The organism is Blastocatellia bacterium (genome assembly GCA_025054955.1).
Classification (GTDB): domain Bacteria; phylum Acidobacteriota; class Blastocatellia; order HR10; family J050; genus JANWZE01.
In genome coordinates, this window is sequence record JANWZE010000053.1 from 24,611 (window position 1) to 40,352 (window position 15,742).

Annotated in this window: 12 protein-coding genes; 3 read left to right on the forward strand and 9 right to left on the reverse strand. The window is 58.6% G+C overall.

Annotated features, from left to right (window positions below; all coding sequences use genetic code 11):
• Positions 1–4: 4 nt before the first annotated feature.
• From NZ823_07155 to bcp, 4 genes are all read right to left on the reverse strand, one after another.
• Complete coding sequence (locus NZ823_07155; protein ID MCS6804907.1) at positions 5–247, reverse strand: acyl carrier protein; 243 nt, start codon at positions 245–247, stop codon at positions 5–7.
• Positions 248–326: 79 nt separating this feature from the next.
• Entirely contained in the window at positions 327–1,328 is a 1,002-nt protein-coding gene (locus NZ823_07160) for a (2Fe-2S)-binding protein (protein MCS6804908.1), read from the reverse strand.
• Positions 1,329–2,110: 782 nt separating this feature from the next.
• Positions 2,111–2,395, reverse strand: coding sequence for a DUF427 domain-containing protein (locus NZ823_07165; GenBank protein ID MCS6804909.1), 285 nt, complete (start codon positions 2,393–2,395; stop codon positions 2,111–2,113).
• A 12-nt stretch (positions 2,396–2,407) separates the two neighbouring features.
• Positions 2,408–2,878: a thioredoxin-dependent thiol peroxidase gene (bcp, locus tag NZ823_07170; protein ID MCS6804910.1), complete on the reverse strand. Its 471-nt coding sequence runs from the start codon at positions 2,876–2,878 to the stop codon at positions 2,408–2,410.
• Positions 2,879–2,980: 102 nt separating this feature from the next.
• On the opposite strand from bcp, the gene NZ823_07175 reads away from it, so the two are divergent.
• The 3 genes from NZ823_07175 to NZ823_07185 all read left to right on the forward strand — a co-directional run bounded on the left by NZ823_07175 (position 2,981) and on the right by NZ823_07185 (position 10,358).
• Positions 2,981–6,352: a glycosyl hydrolase gene (locus tag NZ823_07175; protein MCS6804911.1), complete on the forward strand. Its 3,372-nt coding sequence runs from the start codon at positions 2,981–2,983 to the stop codon at positions 6,350–6,352.
• Positions 6,353–6,432: 80 nt separating this feature from the next.
• Positions 6,433–8,532 (forward strand): S9 family peptidase, encoded by a 2,100-nt coding sequence (locus tag NZ823_07180; GenBank protein MCS6804912.1) that lies wholly within the window; start codon positions 6,433–6,435, stop codon positions 8,530–8,532.
• Positions 8,533–9,290: 758 nt separating this feature from the next.
• Complete coding sequence (locus NZ823_07185) at positions 9,291–10,358, forward strand: hypothetical protein (GenBank protein MCS6804913.1); 1,068 nt, start codon at positions 9,291–9,293, stop codon at positions 10,356–10,358.
• 455 nt (positions 10,359–10,813) lie between these two features.
• Here NZ823_07185 and NZ823_07190 read toward each other — a convergent pair whose 3' ends face one another.
• The 5 genes from NZ823_07190 to NZ823_07210 all read right to left on the reverse strand — a co-directional run.
• Positions 10,814–13,726, reverse strand: a complete 2,913-nt coding sequence (locus NZ823_07190; protein MCS6804914.1) for a DUF499 domain-containing protein — start codon at positions 13,724–13,726, stop codon at positions 10,814–10,816.
• Positions 13,723–14,214 carry a hypothetical protein gene (locus tag NZ823_07195; GenBank protein MCS6804915.1) on the reverse strand — a complete coding sequence of 164 codons (492 nt, stop codon included), beginning with the start codon at positions 14,212–14,214 and terminating at the stop codon, positions 13,723–13,725. Before NZ823_07195 ends, NZ823_07190 begins: the two co-directional genes overlap by 4 nt.
• Entirely contained in the window at positions 14,184–14,564 is a 381-nt protein-coding gene (locus NZ823_07200) for a hypothetical protein (protein MCS6804916.1), read from the reverse strand. The genes NZ823_07195 and NZ823_07200 overlap by 31 nt, the downstream gene beginning before the upstream one ends.
• 65 nt (positions 14,565–14,629) lie before the next feature.
• The gene (locus NZ823_07205; GenBank protein MCS6804917.1) at positions 14,630–15,424 is read right to left on the reverse strand and encodes a TIGR04255 family protein; all 795 of its coding nucleotides are present in this window, start codon (positions 15,422–15,424) and stop codon (positions 14,630–14,632) included.
• A gap of 3 nt (positions 15,425–15,427) precedes the next feature.
• On the reverse strand, positions 15,428–15,742 hold a 315-nt coding region (locus NZ823_07210), incomplete at its 5' end, for a DUF1156 domain-containing protein (protein ID MCS6804918.1).

Below are 15,742 nucleotides of genomic sequence, written 5' to 3' on the forward strand. Positions count from 1 at the left end.
AGCATCAGAGTCGTGTGTGAATGCGTTCAGCTAACGCGCGAAAATCGCTGACCCCTTGCAGCTCGTAATCGGGCAGTTCGATATGAAAGTGATGTTCCAAGCGCGTCAACAGCTCCAACGCTTGAAGGCTGTCAATGCCCAGCACGGCAAACATGTCATCTTCAGGCCGAAGCTGATGGCGCGGCACATTGAAATGAGTGGCGGCCAGCGTCAAGACCTCATCTGTTATTTGTTCGAGTGTGCGCATACAGCAATGCTCCAATGTGACGACCTTGCCGGAACTGGATATGGTCTCAACACCTCTTTTTCCTGTGTCGGCGCGGCAGCTAGCCTATATTGGCGCTGGCTCGCTGCCGCTGGCGAAGATACCGGCCAAGGACGCCACTCCACGGCGGAATAACAATGGAGACCGCGCCATACGCTTGCGCCTGACAGGCCAAGCGAATGATCGGCTTCTCCTCATCTGTGTCAATATAGCCAAACTCCTTCATCCGCTGCCGTTCAAATGAACTGACCGGCGAGAGCTTCTCAGCGCCACCCAGCACGCCTACCCAGCACGTGCCACATGAGCCGGCGCGACATTGCACCGGAATCGGTCCTTCATTGATGATGCACCGAGAATCGCGCAGGTGATAGGGACGCTTATCATGAGCCGCCGCTGTCGTCAGGTGTTGTGAATTGATGAGCTTGAACGTCGCATGCGGATCATTTTCATCAAACGTGATCGTCCAAACTTTGTCCGGATATTTGAACCAGGCCAGCCATCCTTGCCGATCATCCCGCGCACGGCAAGCCAGCACTTGCTGGGGCGAGCGAGCCGCAACGTGCTGGGGCAGCCTGATCGCCCCATCGGCTTGCATGAAGGCGCTCAGCCCAACTTGTTGCACCGTCATAAAACCAACGGCGGTGATCCCAATGAACAAAGAGAAGGGCTGGTTCAGCTCGTTGCTAACCTGCTGGGCGACGTGCTTAATCTGCTCGGTCAGCGTTTGGCCTGACAGCACGCTGCTCGAGTTTGCGTGCGCAATGATCGCTTGTTTCACCTGGGGCCAGTAACGATGACCGTAAAGAAAGGCGTGCGACGAATCAATTTGATCTGTCAATCGGTAGCGCCCTTGCAAGACGAGTTTGTTGGCCAACGCTGCCGGATCGTCTGATTGCTGGAGCGCACGAGCCAAAGCCAATGGATAAAAATGGAACCAGATGCGCGTGGCTGTTTGATCAACTTCGTGTATCAACGGCAGAAGCGAATCCATCACCTCGGCCCATGCCTCATCATCATGTTGATTCAAGAACGTTTCAAACAGAACTCCGCTGCTTGTACTCATATCCCTTTACCACATGACCTGCGTTTTTGTTTTGGAAGCGAAACAGCGTGTTTTAGCAAGGTTGACGTGCGGTTTCATGCTTCATGTCTGAGATGAACAAGCGTGTCAAATTACAAAGCAAGTACCGGTTTGTCAATGGTGACGTGGGCAGCAATAGCAAGCCGTCACTAACGCATTGCTGTGGGCAACAGCGCACCGGCAAGAATGGGAATAGCCATAGAATCACCCATCTGCTACCAGGTACACCGTGAAAGATGAACATGAAGCTGCTGAAGCCATGGCGACCCCTGTGAGTCTTCTTATTCTCTGTGCTCCTCGCGCCCTTGCGGCTCTCATCAGGGGAATCACTCATGTGCTATCGCGCGCCTCGAAGGATGAAAATGGTTATTTTCAGGGACGCATGCGTTTTGGAGTGCGGCGGCAAGCCCGCAGGGCGCGACGCCGCTTTGGCCTGCTGCGTTGTGTTGGGACGGAAAGCGCCGTCGCCGCTTCGCTCTGCCGGCGCACTCCAAGATAAAGTCAGGAATCGCCCATGAGCTCCGCGCTGGCCACGAAGCATGAAAATGGTTATTTTCAAGGAAGGTCTCATCGGGTGAGTCCGAGGTGCTGACGCCACCCGAGAATAATCCCGAATACCCAAACAGGGTCCATGCCTATTAGGCCGGCAGAAAGATCGAGGCGTCAGGCCAGTTCACATTGTTTGGAGAAGTCTGAAGAATGCTTCCTCATCAGCGATTCTCCCCACTGCTTGCAGGCCTGACAGCGCGCGATGGGCCCAAGACTTATGGTTTAACTTCCACGCCGCGCCAGAAAGCGACGTAATGAGCAATCTCCTGCGCAGCCTCTTTCGGTTCGGGATAGTACCACGCCGCGTCCTTATTGACGTGCTCGCCAACCACCACGTCGTAGTAACTGGCCACACCTTTCCACGAACAGACAGTATGAGTGTCGCTGTGTCGCAGGTAGGCCATGTTGACGGAATCCGGCGGAAAATAGTGGTTCCCTTCGACGATGCGCGTCTCGTCGCTTTCAGCCAGGACGACTCCTTGCCAGATTGCTTTCATGATCCTCCTCCCCTGCTAGGCAGTGAGCTCCGCCAAGTCGTTCAGCACTTCCTCGGCGTGCGTTTCTGGTTTGACGTTCTCATAGATTTTGGCGATCTTGCCCTTCGGGTTGATCAGGAACGACGTGCGATGCGTGCCCATGACTTCCCGTCCCATAAATTTTTTCTTGCCATACACGCCGTACTCATGAACCAGTTTCTTCTCAGCGTCAGCCAGAAGCGTGAAGGGCAGATGATATTTCTCAGCGAACTTGCTGTGGCTCTTGACCGAATCCGTGCTGACACCAAAAACCTTGACGTTCAGTTGCTCAAAGCGCGGAAACTGATCGCGTATGGCGCAGGCTTCTTTGGTGCAGCCGGGTGTATCGTCTTTGGGATAGAAGTAGAGCAGCACCCATTGTCCCCGATAGTCCGACAGGGTGTGCATGGTTCCATGTTGATCGGGCAAACGAAAATTAGGAGCTTTATCACCGATGTTCAGTTTCATAGGCGCATGAGCATATCCTGAAGATTGACTTCTTGCCAAGAGTTGTGTACATCTGACCGGCAAGCCGTAGGTAAAAGCCAAATACATTCGGAGGAATTGCCCATGAGCTTACGCACGCCACAAAGGATGCAAACCGGGGAGCGCGCCTGCGCGCGTGCCTATGTGGCCTTCAAAAGCACGCACGATGCGTGCGCTCCCAGTCTATTTTCAGGACGAGACGAAACGAAGACAGGAGGCAACTGGCATCGCCCCGGCAGTCTCCGTGCCTGGACGCGCCGGTGGGTAGCAATCAGCCTCATCGTCTCAGTTGTCGGATGGGTCTTGCCAACTTACGCGCAGCCCGAAGCCAAGTCTGCCTCACTCGATGTCCGCCTTTACAAGGCGCTGCAATGGCGGAGCATCGGCCCATATCGCGGCGGGCGCTCGGTTGCTGTTGCCGGACATCCTCGCCAGCCCTACACGTTCTATTTCGGCGCAACGGGCGGAGGCGTCTGGAAAACCGAAGATGGCGGCATCACCTGGATCAACATTTCTGATGGCACATTCAAAACCGGCTCGGTTGGCGCGATTGCCGTTGCTGAATCGGACCCCAATGTGATTTACGTCGGCATGGGCGAAGCCTGTATTCGTGGCAATGTCTCGCCCGGCGACGGTGTCTACAAATCCGAGGATGCCGGCAAAACGTGGAAGCACGTCGGGCTGGCCGACACACAAACCATCAGTCGCGTCCGCGTGCATCCCAACAATCCCGATCTGGTCTATGTGGCCGCGTTCGGGCACGCCTTTGGGCCGCATGCTGAGCGCGGCGTCTATCGTTCAAAAAATGGCGGCGCAACCTGGGAAAAAGTTCTTTTCAAGGACAACAAGACGGGCGCGATTGATCTGATCCTGGACCCCTCCAACCCGCGCATCATCTATGCGGCGCTGTGGGAGGCCTATCGCAATCCGTGGAGTTTGTCTTCAGGCGGCCCGGGCAGCGGCCTGTATAAGTCAACGGACGGCGGTGATACGTGGACCGAGTTGACCAACAATGAGGGCTTGCCAAAGGGCATCAAAGGCAGAATCGGCATCACCGTCTCGCCGGCGCAACCGGAGCGCCTGTGGGCGATCATTGAGGCTGAAGATGGCGGCGTATTCCGCTCTGATAACGGCGGTCAAACGTGGCGCAAAATGAACGACGATCGCCGATTGCTCCAGCGCGCTTGGTACTACTCGCACATTTACGCTGATCCGAAAGACGCCGAAACAGTCTACGTGCTCAACGTGCAGTTCCTCAAATCGGTTGATGGCGGCAAAACGTTTGATCGGACCATCTCTGTGCCGCATGGCGACAACCACGATCTGTGGATTGATCCGAATAATCCTCTGCGGATGATTAACGCCAACGATGGCGGCGCGAACGTCACCTACAACGGCGGCGCGACGTGGACTGAACAGGATCAGCCGACGGCACAGTTCTATCACGTCACAGTGGATAACCAATTTCCTTATCGCGTCTACGGCGCGCAGCAAGACAACACCACCGTGAGCATTGCCAGCCGAACGACCAGCTTCGGCATTGATCGCACCGATTGGCATCCCGTGGGCGGTTGTGAAAGCGGCTACATTGCTGTGCGACCGGATGATCCCAATATCGTTTACGCGGGCTGCTACGGCGGCTATCTGTCGCGCTACGATCATCGCACACGGCAAGTCCATGAGATTTCCGTCTGGCCGGAAAGTCCCATCGGCTGGGGCGCAGGCGATCTGAAGTATCGGTTTCAGTGGACAGCGCCGATTCTGATTTCACCGCATGATCCCACTGTGCTTTATACCGCCGGCAATCATGTGTTCAAGAGCACAGACGAAGGGATGAGCTGGCAAATCATCAGTCCCGACCTGACGCGCAACGATAAGTCCAAGCAGGGTCCATCGGGCGGTCCGATCACCAAGGACAACACGAGTGTCGAATACTACAACACCATTTTCGCGCTGGCCGAATCGCCTCGACAAGCCGGACTGCTCTGGGCCGGCACGGACGATGGCCGTATTCACATTTCCAGAAACGGTGGTCGTTCGTGGGAAGAAGTAACGCCCAAAGAGCTACCAGAATGGACACTCATCAGCATCATCGAACCGTCGCCACACGATGCAGCCACAGCTTACGTCGCTGCCACTCGCTACAAATTCGATGATTTCAAACCGTACATCTACAAGACCAACGACTATGGCAAGAGCTGGAAGAAAATCACCGCCGGCATTCCAGACGTCGAGTATACGCGCGTCGTGCGCGAAGACCCGCATCGTCGCGGCTTGCTGTATGCCGGCACAGAACGAGGCGTGCACGTTTCCTTCGACGATGGTCAACAATGGCAATCACTGCAATTGAATCTGCCGGCCACACCAATTCACGATTTGGTGATCCAGCCGCGGGAAAAAGACTTGATCGTCGCCACACATGGACGCTCGTTTTGGATTCTGGATGATCTGGCGGTGCTGCATCAATTGAGCCGCGAGGTAGCCAATGCCGATGCCTACCTGTTCGCGCCAGAAACCACCTATCGCATGGGCGGGTCGAGCTTCAGCCGTCCGGGGCTGAGCCTGGGAACGAATCCGCCCAACGGCGCCGTGCTCTATTACTACCTGAAGGAAAAACCTAAGACCGACATCAAGCTGGAAATCTTGGACGAAGCCGGCGCGGTGATCCGCACGTTCAGCAGCGCGGCCAGCGCCGAGCCACCGCCTACCGAGCAGCAAGAGGAGTCGTTCGGCGCTCGGCGCGCTCCAACCAAGCTGCCGGCTGAAGCTGGACTCAATCGGTTCATCTGGGACCTGCGCTATCCGGACGCCACGGCGCTGCCCGGCGCTTTGCTTTGGGGCGGGAGCACACGTGGACCGGTTGCCGTGCCCGGACGTTATCAAGTTCGACTGACCGTCGGCGACATCAAGCTGACGCAACCTTTGCAGATCGTCAAAGACCCGCGCCTGACGACAACTCCGGAGGACTTCAAACAACAGTTCGAGCTGCTCATCAAGCTTCGTGACAAACTCTCTCAAGCGCACGAGGCAGTGCTCACCATTCGAGAGGCTCGTAAACAGGTGGACGACTTAGCCCGACGATTAAAAGATCATCCCAACGCCAAATCGTTGGGCGACACGGCAAAATCGTTACAACAGAAGTTCACGGCGATTGAGGAAGAGCTTGTTCAGGTGCGCGTCAAGAGTAGCCAGGACGTTTTGAATTATCCGATTAAGCTCAACAACAAGCTCGCGGCGTTGGCTAGCACGGTGGCGAGCGCCGATGCTCGACCAACCCGGCAGATGTATGACGTGTTCAATGATCTCTCGGCCCGACTGGACGCGCAATTGACCGCGCTGCAGCAGGTCATAAGCAAAGACCTAGCGGCATTCAATCGCACGCTCAGAGACGGGGATATTCCGGCGGTGCTGGTCAAACCGGCCAGCCAGCGCAACGTCGCGCCACCTGAGCAATGAGGACGCGCCGACTCAAACGGCGATTGACCTGCGTGATTGGCTGGTCGGTCAGTCGTCGTGGAAACAACGGGAGGGGCATTATGAAAAAGCCGCTCGTATCTCTCTCATTGATCATCTTCATCGCGGCTTCGGGCTTTGCGCAATCGGCTCCAGCCAAGCGCCCGATCACCGTAGAAGACCTCTGGGCTGTCAAACGTGTTGGAGCGCCTTCGGTCTCGCCCGACGGACGCTGGGTCGCTGTCGAAGTGACCAGTTACAACATGCAGGAGAATAACAGCTCATCGGACATCTGGCTGCTGGCCACCGACGGTCGCACCCAGCGCCGGCTCACAACCCACACGGCGCGCGACGCCGAGCCTCAGTGGTCACCTAACGGGCAGTGGATTGCCTTCGTCAGTAAACGTGACGGCGATGAGCAGAACCAAATTTACCTGATCTCGCCTGAAGGTGGTGAAGCCCGGCGCCTGACGAAAATTCCTACCGGCGCTTCAGCCATCAAATGGTTCCGCGATTCAACCCATCTGGCCTTCATCTCATGGGTCTGGCCAGACCTGAGCACCGATGAGGAGCAGGCCAAACGGCTCAAAGAACGACAAGATGCCAAGGTCAAAGCCTACGTCATCGAGACCACCAATTACCGCTACTGGGACCGTTGGCTGGCCGATGGGCGCGTCCCGCACCTGTTTGTCATCAACGTGCAAACCGGCGAACGTTGGAATGTGTTGGCGGGCAGCGGCATTTACATCGCTCGGGACGAACCCTCAGCCGCTCTCTATGATATTTCTCCGGACGGCCGCGAAATCGCGCTCACTGTTGACTTGTCCAAAGACCCTGGCTTCGATCCCAACTTAGACATCGTGACGATCCCCGCACGGGGCGGCTCGTGGCGCAACTTGACCAGTGATAACCCAGCCAATGACAGCCGTCCACGTTACTCACCCGACGGAAGCTGGCTGGCTTACACGCGACATCTGATCAAATATGCGCCAGACCGACAGCGCGTCATGTTGATCAATCGCCGCACCGCCGACCGACAAGCATTGGCAGACGACTGGGATTATTCAGTTAACGAATTGACTTGGGCATCCGATAGTCAGCGGCTCTATGTGACGGCCGAAGATAAAGGGCGTCAGCCGATTTGGCTGCTGCCATTGACCGGCGGCCAGCCGCGCCGGCTGATTGAAGGAGGCACACATCTGAATTTTGCGTTGAGCGACGATGGGCGCACCATCGCATTCGTTCGCACCAGCATGGACGTGCCGCCCACTCTGTATGCCGCTTCATCCGATGGCAGCGACGTTCGCAAAATTGAAACGTTCAACGATCAACTGACTGCTCAGTGGCAACTCGGTCCGGTGAAGGAGTTCTACTTCAAAGGGTGGGGTGGCGAGTCTGTGCAGATGTGGGTCATCTATCCGCCCAACTTTGATCCACAGAAGAAATGGCCGCTGCTGCATGCCGTGCATGGCGGGCCGCATAATGCCTGGCTTGATCAATTTCATTTTCGCTGGAACATGCACCTATTGGCCAGTCGCGGGCATGTTGTAGCGGCCGTCAATTTTCACGGATCACCGGGCTGGGGCGATGCCTTCACTGATTCGATCAAGGGACAATACGGCACAAAAGAGCTGGAGGATATTGAACGAGCCACCGATTTCTTGATCGCTCAGGGATATATTGATCCGCAGCGGCTGGCCGCTGCCGGCGGCAGTTTTGGCGGCTACATGGTCGCTTGGATGAACGGCCACACCGACCGATATAAAGCCTACGTGTGTCATGCTGGCGTCTATGATTGGGCGCCGCAGATGGCTTCCGATTATGTGCGCGGACGCGAGCGGGCGCTGGGTGGATTTCACTGGGATAATCCGCAAGGCGTGGAAAAGCAATCGGCCAGAGCGTATGCCAAGAATTTCAAGACGCCGACGCTGATCACGCATGGTGAACTCGATTACCGCGTGCCGGTGACGCACGGCTTCGCTTACTACGCCACGTTGCGCATGCTGGGTGTGCCGGCGCGGCTCGTTTACTTCCCTGACGAAAACCATTGGATTCTGAAACCACAGAATTCGCGACTCTGGCATCAGGAGTTTTTCAACTGGATTGAAACCTATATTGGCGCCGGCCCAACTGATCCTGCGCGTCTGCCACCGGAGCCGGTATCGCATCAGCAGAGACGATGAGGCAGCCTCGAGTTGAAGTGAGCTCTTTTCTGCCTGCGTTCCTGCTGAACAATCCTGACCTGGGAGACGATGAAGAAGTCTCGAGCTGAAGTGTGCTTCAATTGCGTGGGGAAAGGCCACGTTCGTGGAGCCCAGAAGCATAGCAGCACCTGAACTGACTGAGCGCGACTGCGCAATCTTCACACGGCATTTATAAAGCTCGGCTCCGACAAGACGGACATCCGTTGGCACGCTTCATCCGTTGGCGCACCTGATCGGGGAAATCGCCGCCCACGGATGAAAGGTGCCCACGGAATTAGTTGGCACGTTTCTGCGACTTGTTTCCAGGCGGTGTTAGGTTCTGATACCAAGCGCGCGCAGAAGATCGAAGACTGCTGCTTAGTAACGTGACAAAAGTTCGGGGCGTTTTTGGAGTGCTGCGACTTGGTGCAGCTTTGATCGGAAAGCGGTGACAGGTCACCGCACTCCAAAGCCTCCCGTCCCTGCAACCCGTCCTTCCAAAATGTCCCGGAACTTTTGTCCACCTACTTTGGGAAGCTCTGGTTCTGCTCTTTCGTGTCGCTTCATCAGACATGGTTTTTGTCCGGGCTACTGGTAAGAATAACCGAAGAAGCTGGGCTGGGGTTCCTTTGTGGAGGCTGGAGCAACGATGCATGTTGTGGTAGTCTAATGAGCGGGTTTGGTCACAGGCATGCTGCCTGTTGGTTGCCTAATGGGGCTTGGTCGCCCGAGACCGTGAGTGGTCCGGAGGACGAAGGATGGCTTTTGAAGTACAAGATTACCTGGATTTAGTCAGGCTGCTTGGAGAACATCCGGAGTGGCGGGCTGAACTGCGTCGTTTGTTGCTGACCGACGAGCTACTGGCGCTGCCGGAAATGGTTCGAGAACTGATCGAGGCGCAACGTCGCACTGAAGAACAAGTAGCGGCGTTAGCCGTAGCGCAGCGTCGGACGGAGGAGGCGCAGCGTCGCACGGAAGAGCGGCTGAGCCGCACCGAGGAGCAATTGGCGGCGTTGGCCGAAGCGCAGCGTCGGACCGAAGAGGCGCTGAGGGCGCTGGCTGAGGCGCAGCGTCGGAGTGAGGAGCGGTTGAGCCAGGCCGAGGAGCGGCTGAGCCGGACGGAGGAGCGGCTGAGCCGGACGGAGGAGCGGCTGAGCCGCACAGAAGAGCAATTGGCGGCATTGGCCGAAGCGCAGCGTCGGACCGAGGAGCGGCTGAGCCAGACGGAGGAGGAGTTGAGAGCGTTGGCCGAGGCGCAGCGTCGGACCGAAGAGGCGCTCAGGGCACTGGCTGAGGCGCAGCGTCGGACCGAAGAGCGGCTCACTCAACTAGCCTCCGAGACAGCCCAGCTACGGGAGGCTCAGCAACGAACTGAGATTAGACTAGGCTATCTAATGGGTCGCGCATTAGAGGCCGAGTATGAAAACAAAGCGAGTGCTTACTTCGGTACGCTGCTTCGGCAGGTTTGTGTGGTAGAGCGTGAGACGTTGAGGAACGCCTTGGAGGCCCATCTCTCTCCTGCCGATGTGACAGATGCGCTGCTGGTAGACCTGATCGTCAGCGGTCAGCCGCGCGTTCGGCCTGAAGTCTCGGACGTCTATTTGGCGATCGAAGTTTCTGCGGTGGTGGATGTGAACGATGTGAAGCGTGCATGGCGGCGAGCTCGCCTGCTGGGGCAGGCAGGCTATCGAGCTATTCCTGTCGTTGCTGGTGAACGAGCCACCCCTGGAGCTAAAACTGAGGCACGCAATACTCAGGTCGCCGTGCTGCAAAATGGGCGGGTGTACCTCTGGGAAGAAGCCCTGCAAGCGTGGCTCGCTGAGTAGGCGCGTAGAACGCTGAGCCAATTCTCCTGACAGACCGTCAAAAGAAACCCTTGCAAGCGTGGCTCACTGAGTACAAGTTCTGGTTTCTTGCAAGCGCTCATTCTCCGATTGCTGCAAAGAAATTTGCTAAGCTCATCGCCTAGTTTTTCCAACCACTCCTTAATGTAAATTGCCTTTGCAAACCCCCTTGTTCTACCAATGGCGGGGGAATAGACCACGTTCACGGAGCCAAAGAGCGTGGTGGGACCTGAACTTACTGAGCGGCAATGTGCGATCTTCACTCGGCATTTGTATGATACCAATTGGCCTACGAAAGGCCACGCATCACGAAGCATAGAGCTCGAAAGGACACAAACTTACCAGGTGGCATTCTCCGGTCCCCAATCCGCATTTGGTATGAGCATTATCGTTCCACAATCTGCGTTCTAAAATCGGTGTTAGCCTAACCACTGTTTTTATTCTGGTTGCTCTTCAGGTTCTCGCTCGATATTAGCCTCCTCCAGAGGTTCTTCGACCGCGTTACGCAGCCAGGATGGGTCGAAACCTTCTGACGATCTCCCTTCCACACTAACAGTGACTTTCTGCTCGTCCGATTTGTCCGCTAGATTCGCGATGGCCGGAAAGGCCTTGAAAATCTGGTCTCTGGTGGCCTTGAACCTGAGCCGCACGGCGCTGGGGCGCGTACCGGCCCGGGTGGCAGTCGGCGAATCCGGAGCTACGCCTGAATCCGCTGGTTGGGGAGAAAACTCACCGCCGCCAGCGGTGCCGGACGGAGTCGGACCGGCTCCGCCGCCTAGAGGGACTGCCGCCTCGGGGACTGCTGCAGGCGCCATGAGGAACCCCGATTCGAAATCCACCTCGTCCTCGGCAAGTGGCCGTCCGACGACCACCTTGTCGCGGCTGACCTGGAACTTCCCGTCCGCGCCCAGGACCGGTTGGGGGCCGCTTGTATAAGCGAATGTCCCTTCGGCAACCCCCCGCACAATCGCCTTCCGGAGAACCTCAGAAGACTCGAGGCGCGGCGGCACGAGATCTCTGAAGAAGGACTCCAGAACCTCGGACGCCTTGACACCCAGAACCGGTGCTCCGCCTTGGGGAACCGCATCTCCCAGCTTGACGCGTTCCGCGACCTTGCGAGGGGTGACGCTGCCATGGAGGCGAGGAATCCCGACGCTGGTGAGCAGCTCCATGACCCGCTCATGGATGCCGGCCGCCTGAAGCGGCCGGCCCCCTCGCTCCACCCGCTCTAGGGCGATCTCGCCGTTCGCGACGCGCGGCAGCCACACAGCAATGTACAGGTCGCGCAAGCAGGACTCCGCTGCGGCCTCTTCCGTCCGTTTCCTCTCCTTCAGTTGGTCCAACTGATCCTTCGTCAGGCGAAGCTGCTGCTTCCTCGCCTCCACCCGCTCGATGGCCAGGAGGTAGCGCACCGCGCGGCGAAGCCCTTCGATCTGCTTCTTGTCGGGAATGGCCAAGCCGAGACCGTTACGGTAGCGCCGGGGCCGATCCCCGTACTTCGAGAGGTAATCATTCGCCACTCGCTCCTGTTCTGCTTTGGTCTCCCCCGCGAACTCCAGCGGAAGATAGGCTACCAAAAAGCGCGGCTCGCCATCGGGGATATCCTGGCTCCTCTCCGGCCACACGACCGCCGCGTGGTGGCCCGCGAGGCGGGCATCGAGCAACTCCTTGATTTTGTCGCGAACCGGCCCTCGACCTCCCGCCTGTGCCTCTTGCCGCGAGATCTCTTGTTCCGCGTCCTCGATGAGTTTGGTGACGTTCGGGTCCTTCTTGAAGCAGTAGCGGACGCCGTCATAGTGGAGGTACAGGCAGGCGTTGCGGAGTTCGGACAGTACCGCCGTTGCCGTGATGTTGTCCAAATCCGGCCCGACACAGGCTGCCAGCAGCTCGCTCTCCGTCACCCCAGCGGGCAGCGTCTCGGTCTCGCCTGCGCCCTCTCGCCGGAGACCGCCGAAGGAGTACAGGAGGATGGCGGTGGCCAGGCGCGTGGCCGGCTTGACGCTCGCCAGTGCCGGCGTCTCCCGTGCCATCCGCTCGTCAATCCGCTTGGCCCGCGCGTTTGGCCCCTCGATGTCTGCGGTGATGACCGGATCATAGTCGTTCTGGGCGCCGAGCTCCTTGAGCATCTTGACCCGCACATCAACGTCCTTGAGCGGCACATCGCTGGGGCCAAGGAGCAGCCGGGCACCACCGTTCCTCTTGAGCGAGTGCATGCAGGAAGCGAGAAAACGCAATGCACCCCGCGTCCTCTGGAAGGCATCCACGGCCGTCCACCGCTCTCGCATGAGGTCGATGAGCGCAGGATGGAACGGGTAAGCCGCCCGCATACGGTCGCGCAGGAGACGGCCTTCCTCTTCGGCCTGCAGGCGTTCGGCAGGCGTTTCCGCATGGGCCCTCCGCATGCCTGTGACGACATCCTGGTAGGCAGTCGCAACCTCCGTGGCGACGCCGTGGTCCGGCGCAGCGCCGAGGAGCCGACGCTTTAGGATGTGCAGAATCTCGTCCCCAGTGACTGGTTCCCGAAGCTGGTCTACACGGCTGGCAAGCTTGTCAATCTCGGCCAGCAAGGCGACGTTCCCGAGCGCCTCCCGGGCGCTCCAGGTGAGCGAGTAGACGAGCGCCGCGTTCGTGCTCCCTGCGACCTCGACGGTCAAGTTCTGGAAAAAGTCCTTGGCCTGCCGCTGAAGCGTCGAGTCGAGCACGCTCACGGCGGCCGCCCGCTCCATGTACTTCAGGACCTCGTCAAGCAGCAGCAGCACCGGGCGTCCACTCGCCCCTTTGGAGAGGAGGTCCCGAATTACGTCGCCGCCCGGCGCGACGCGATCCTGGTCGTGACCCGCCACGATGGGAAATGCCCGCTCCGGGTCAATCTGCCAGGCGATCCATCCCCACATCGTGCGGATCGTCCGGCCGCCTTCAAGTTCCTTACCGTTGCGGGCATCGAACTTTTCCCCGTCGAACACGGCGACCGCCACGTTCGCGGGCCGCGCCAACTGCTGCGCCTCCGGCAGCTGAACGAGCGCCTCGGGGTGCCGGGCGGCGTGCAGCAGTGCCGCCAGCGTATGCGATTTGCCGCCGCCGAACGGCGTGCGCAATTTGAGCACGCGGTTGTAGCCGTGCCTTCCCGCAAGCGAGGCCAGCACCTCATCGAGGAGCTTCCGCAGATCGGTCGTGAGGTAGGTCGCGCGGAAGAAGGCCTCAGGGTCCCGGTTCACGACTGGAACGTTGGGGTCGCCTGCAGCAATGGCTCCGAGGTCTATGGCGAAGACGGCCTCCGTCAGCACGCCCGCTTCGACGTCGGGGTGCAGCTTCACCAGCTCGGTCCAGGGACGAAGGGCCTTGGTAGTCATGTGCTGTCACTCCCAGATGAAGCCGCTTTCCTCCGGCGACGCAGAATGATTACGGGCTGGCCATAGTGCTGGCCGGCCACGTGTGTGAGCTCCAGGTGTTTGATGTCTTCGAGCGTGCCGAGCTTGCTCGTCCAGGTTCCGTCGGGAAGTTGACGCGCTGCATGAGTGGGCGTGCCGTCCGGCGTGGCAAAGAGCGCGACCTTCTCCCAGCCTTCTTCAAGTCCTGCGTCCGCACAATCCTCAAAACCTTGCAGCCGGAATGCGTCGGCGTAAGCCTGCAGGGTGTATTCACGCCGAACCTCGCGAGGCCAATACCGCAAATGCAGGGGATCGGGTTCCCACCAGCGTGAGGTGTCCTGCGTGGCCCAGGCGATACAGTTGTAACCGACATCGGCGGGGCTCGTCACCTCGTAGGGGGTCCCACAAAGCCCCGGGAACCAGTTCTCCAGCACCTTGCTCACCACTCGATTCCCCTTCTTCGGGCCCATTCGAGCCAGTCATGCGCAATATCGGCGATACGGCCCGCATGCTCGGGAGGGACCGGGTTCTCCCCCGTGATCGCCCACAGCGCCCAGTCCCAATGATCGGGCTTACGCTCCAGTTCGCGCAGAAGAAACGGGAGCGCCTCTTTGCCCATACCGATGATCTGCTGGTACGCCGGGTGCAGCACCATCTCACGCATTGAAGAGAGGTGAGCGCATTCCCTTCGCCACTCTTCCGCTAGCGAATAGAATCGCTCAGCAACCGCGGCTGATTCGGGCGACGCTTCCGCCTCCACCAACACTGTACGAGTACTGCTCTCCATCCCGAATCTGTCGAGGCGGATGACAGGTTTCATAGCCCTAGCGGACTCAGGCGACAGGTACTCGTGGCTCGGTAGCCTTGGCAGAACTGATGCAGTTGTCATACTCGCTCCTCCGGTTCAAAGAGCGCTCGAAGCTTATCGGTAATGCTGTCTTCGAAAGCAACAACGATGTTTTCGTGCGCCCGGCGTATTTCTTTTCGTATAGCCTCTTCCTCGATTGCTATGTTGATCACCACACGATCATAAAAATCCAGAACAAATTGCTGCACCGGCTCCGGAGCAGAGGGGGGACCTCCGGTCCCGAAGGTGATCACCACAACGTGGCCGTCGTCTGGTTGCGGCACTTCCACTCGAACCACGAAGGCGCCGTGCATTTTACCGAGCCTGGGTGGGAGGTTCGGATATATGGTGAAATAATCCTCCATATGTATCTGTCCGCCCGGAATCTCGATACGGTTGATGTAACGCAGCCCGAGGTGGCTCAGTCGTTCAGGCTGGGCCAGCTCTCGATATAGGCTGAGTGCTCGGAATACGTCGGGTTCCCACTCCTCGAAGTGTGGGTAGGGTGCAAGCTGGTTGAGCACCAGCAGATCTCGCGCCAACTGAATCATTCGATGCTTTTGGTTGGAGAGAAATTGCATCCAAGGCGGAAGCTGGCGAACGCCCGCGGTAGCATGTTCAAGTCCGAGCGTGATCTGGGCCTCCTGAATTGTCCTCTGCCGCTTTTGCGGAAAGTCACTCTTGACCCGCTCGTAAAACGCACCCGGAATGGTTTCGTCCCAGTTGGAGCCAGCGAAGTAGATCTCGCAAAGCGCTTCGATCACGGGCGGCTTGCGGTACCTTCGCTCTGGAACTCGGCCCGGATCGCCGTTTGTCTTTGTGTCGGCGTTCATCACTTACCCTCCTCCTCTTGTATCGAACATCCTGCCTTCGTCCGCCGCGAGTCGCTGATCCACAAGCGCCCGCCAGTGGGCGAGCAGCTTCTTGAGCGCGGCCTGCTCCGCCGGCGTGGTGATCACGCTGCGTTCCTCTGCGTCGCCGCCGGAGAGCGCGCGGCCGGCGAGGGCCTGGGCGACCACGCGGAGGCGCTCCCGGTTGGGACGGGCCTCGTCGAGAAAACGGTTGAGGTTCCGTGGCTGGTTTTCCACGAGCCACAGGATGCGGTGGAGCGCGTCGATGAGCGGCGCCGGGCTACCGCTGTTGTCCGGCAT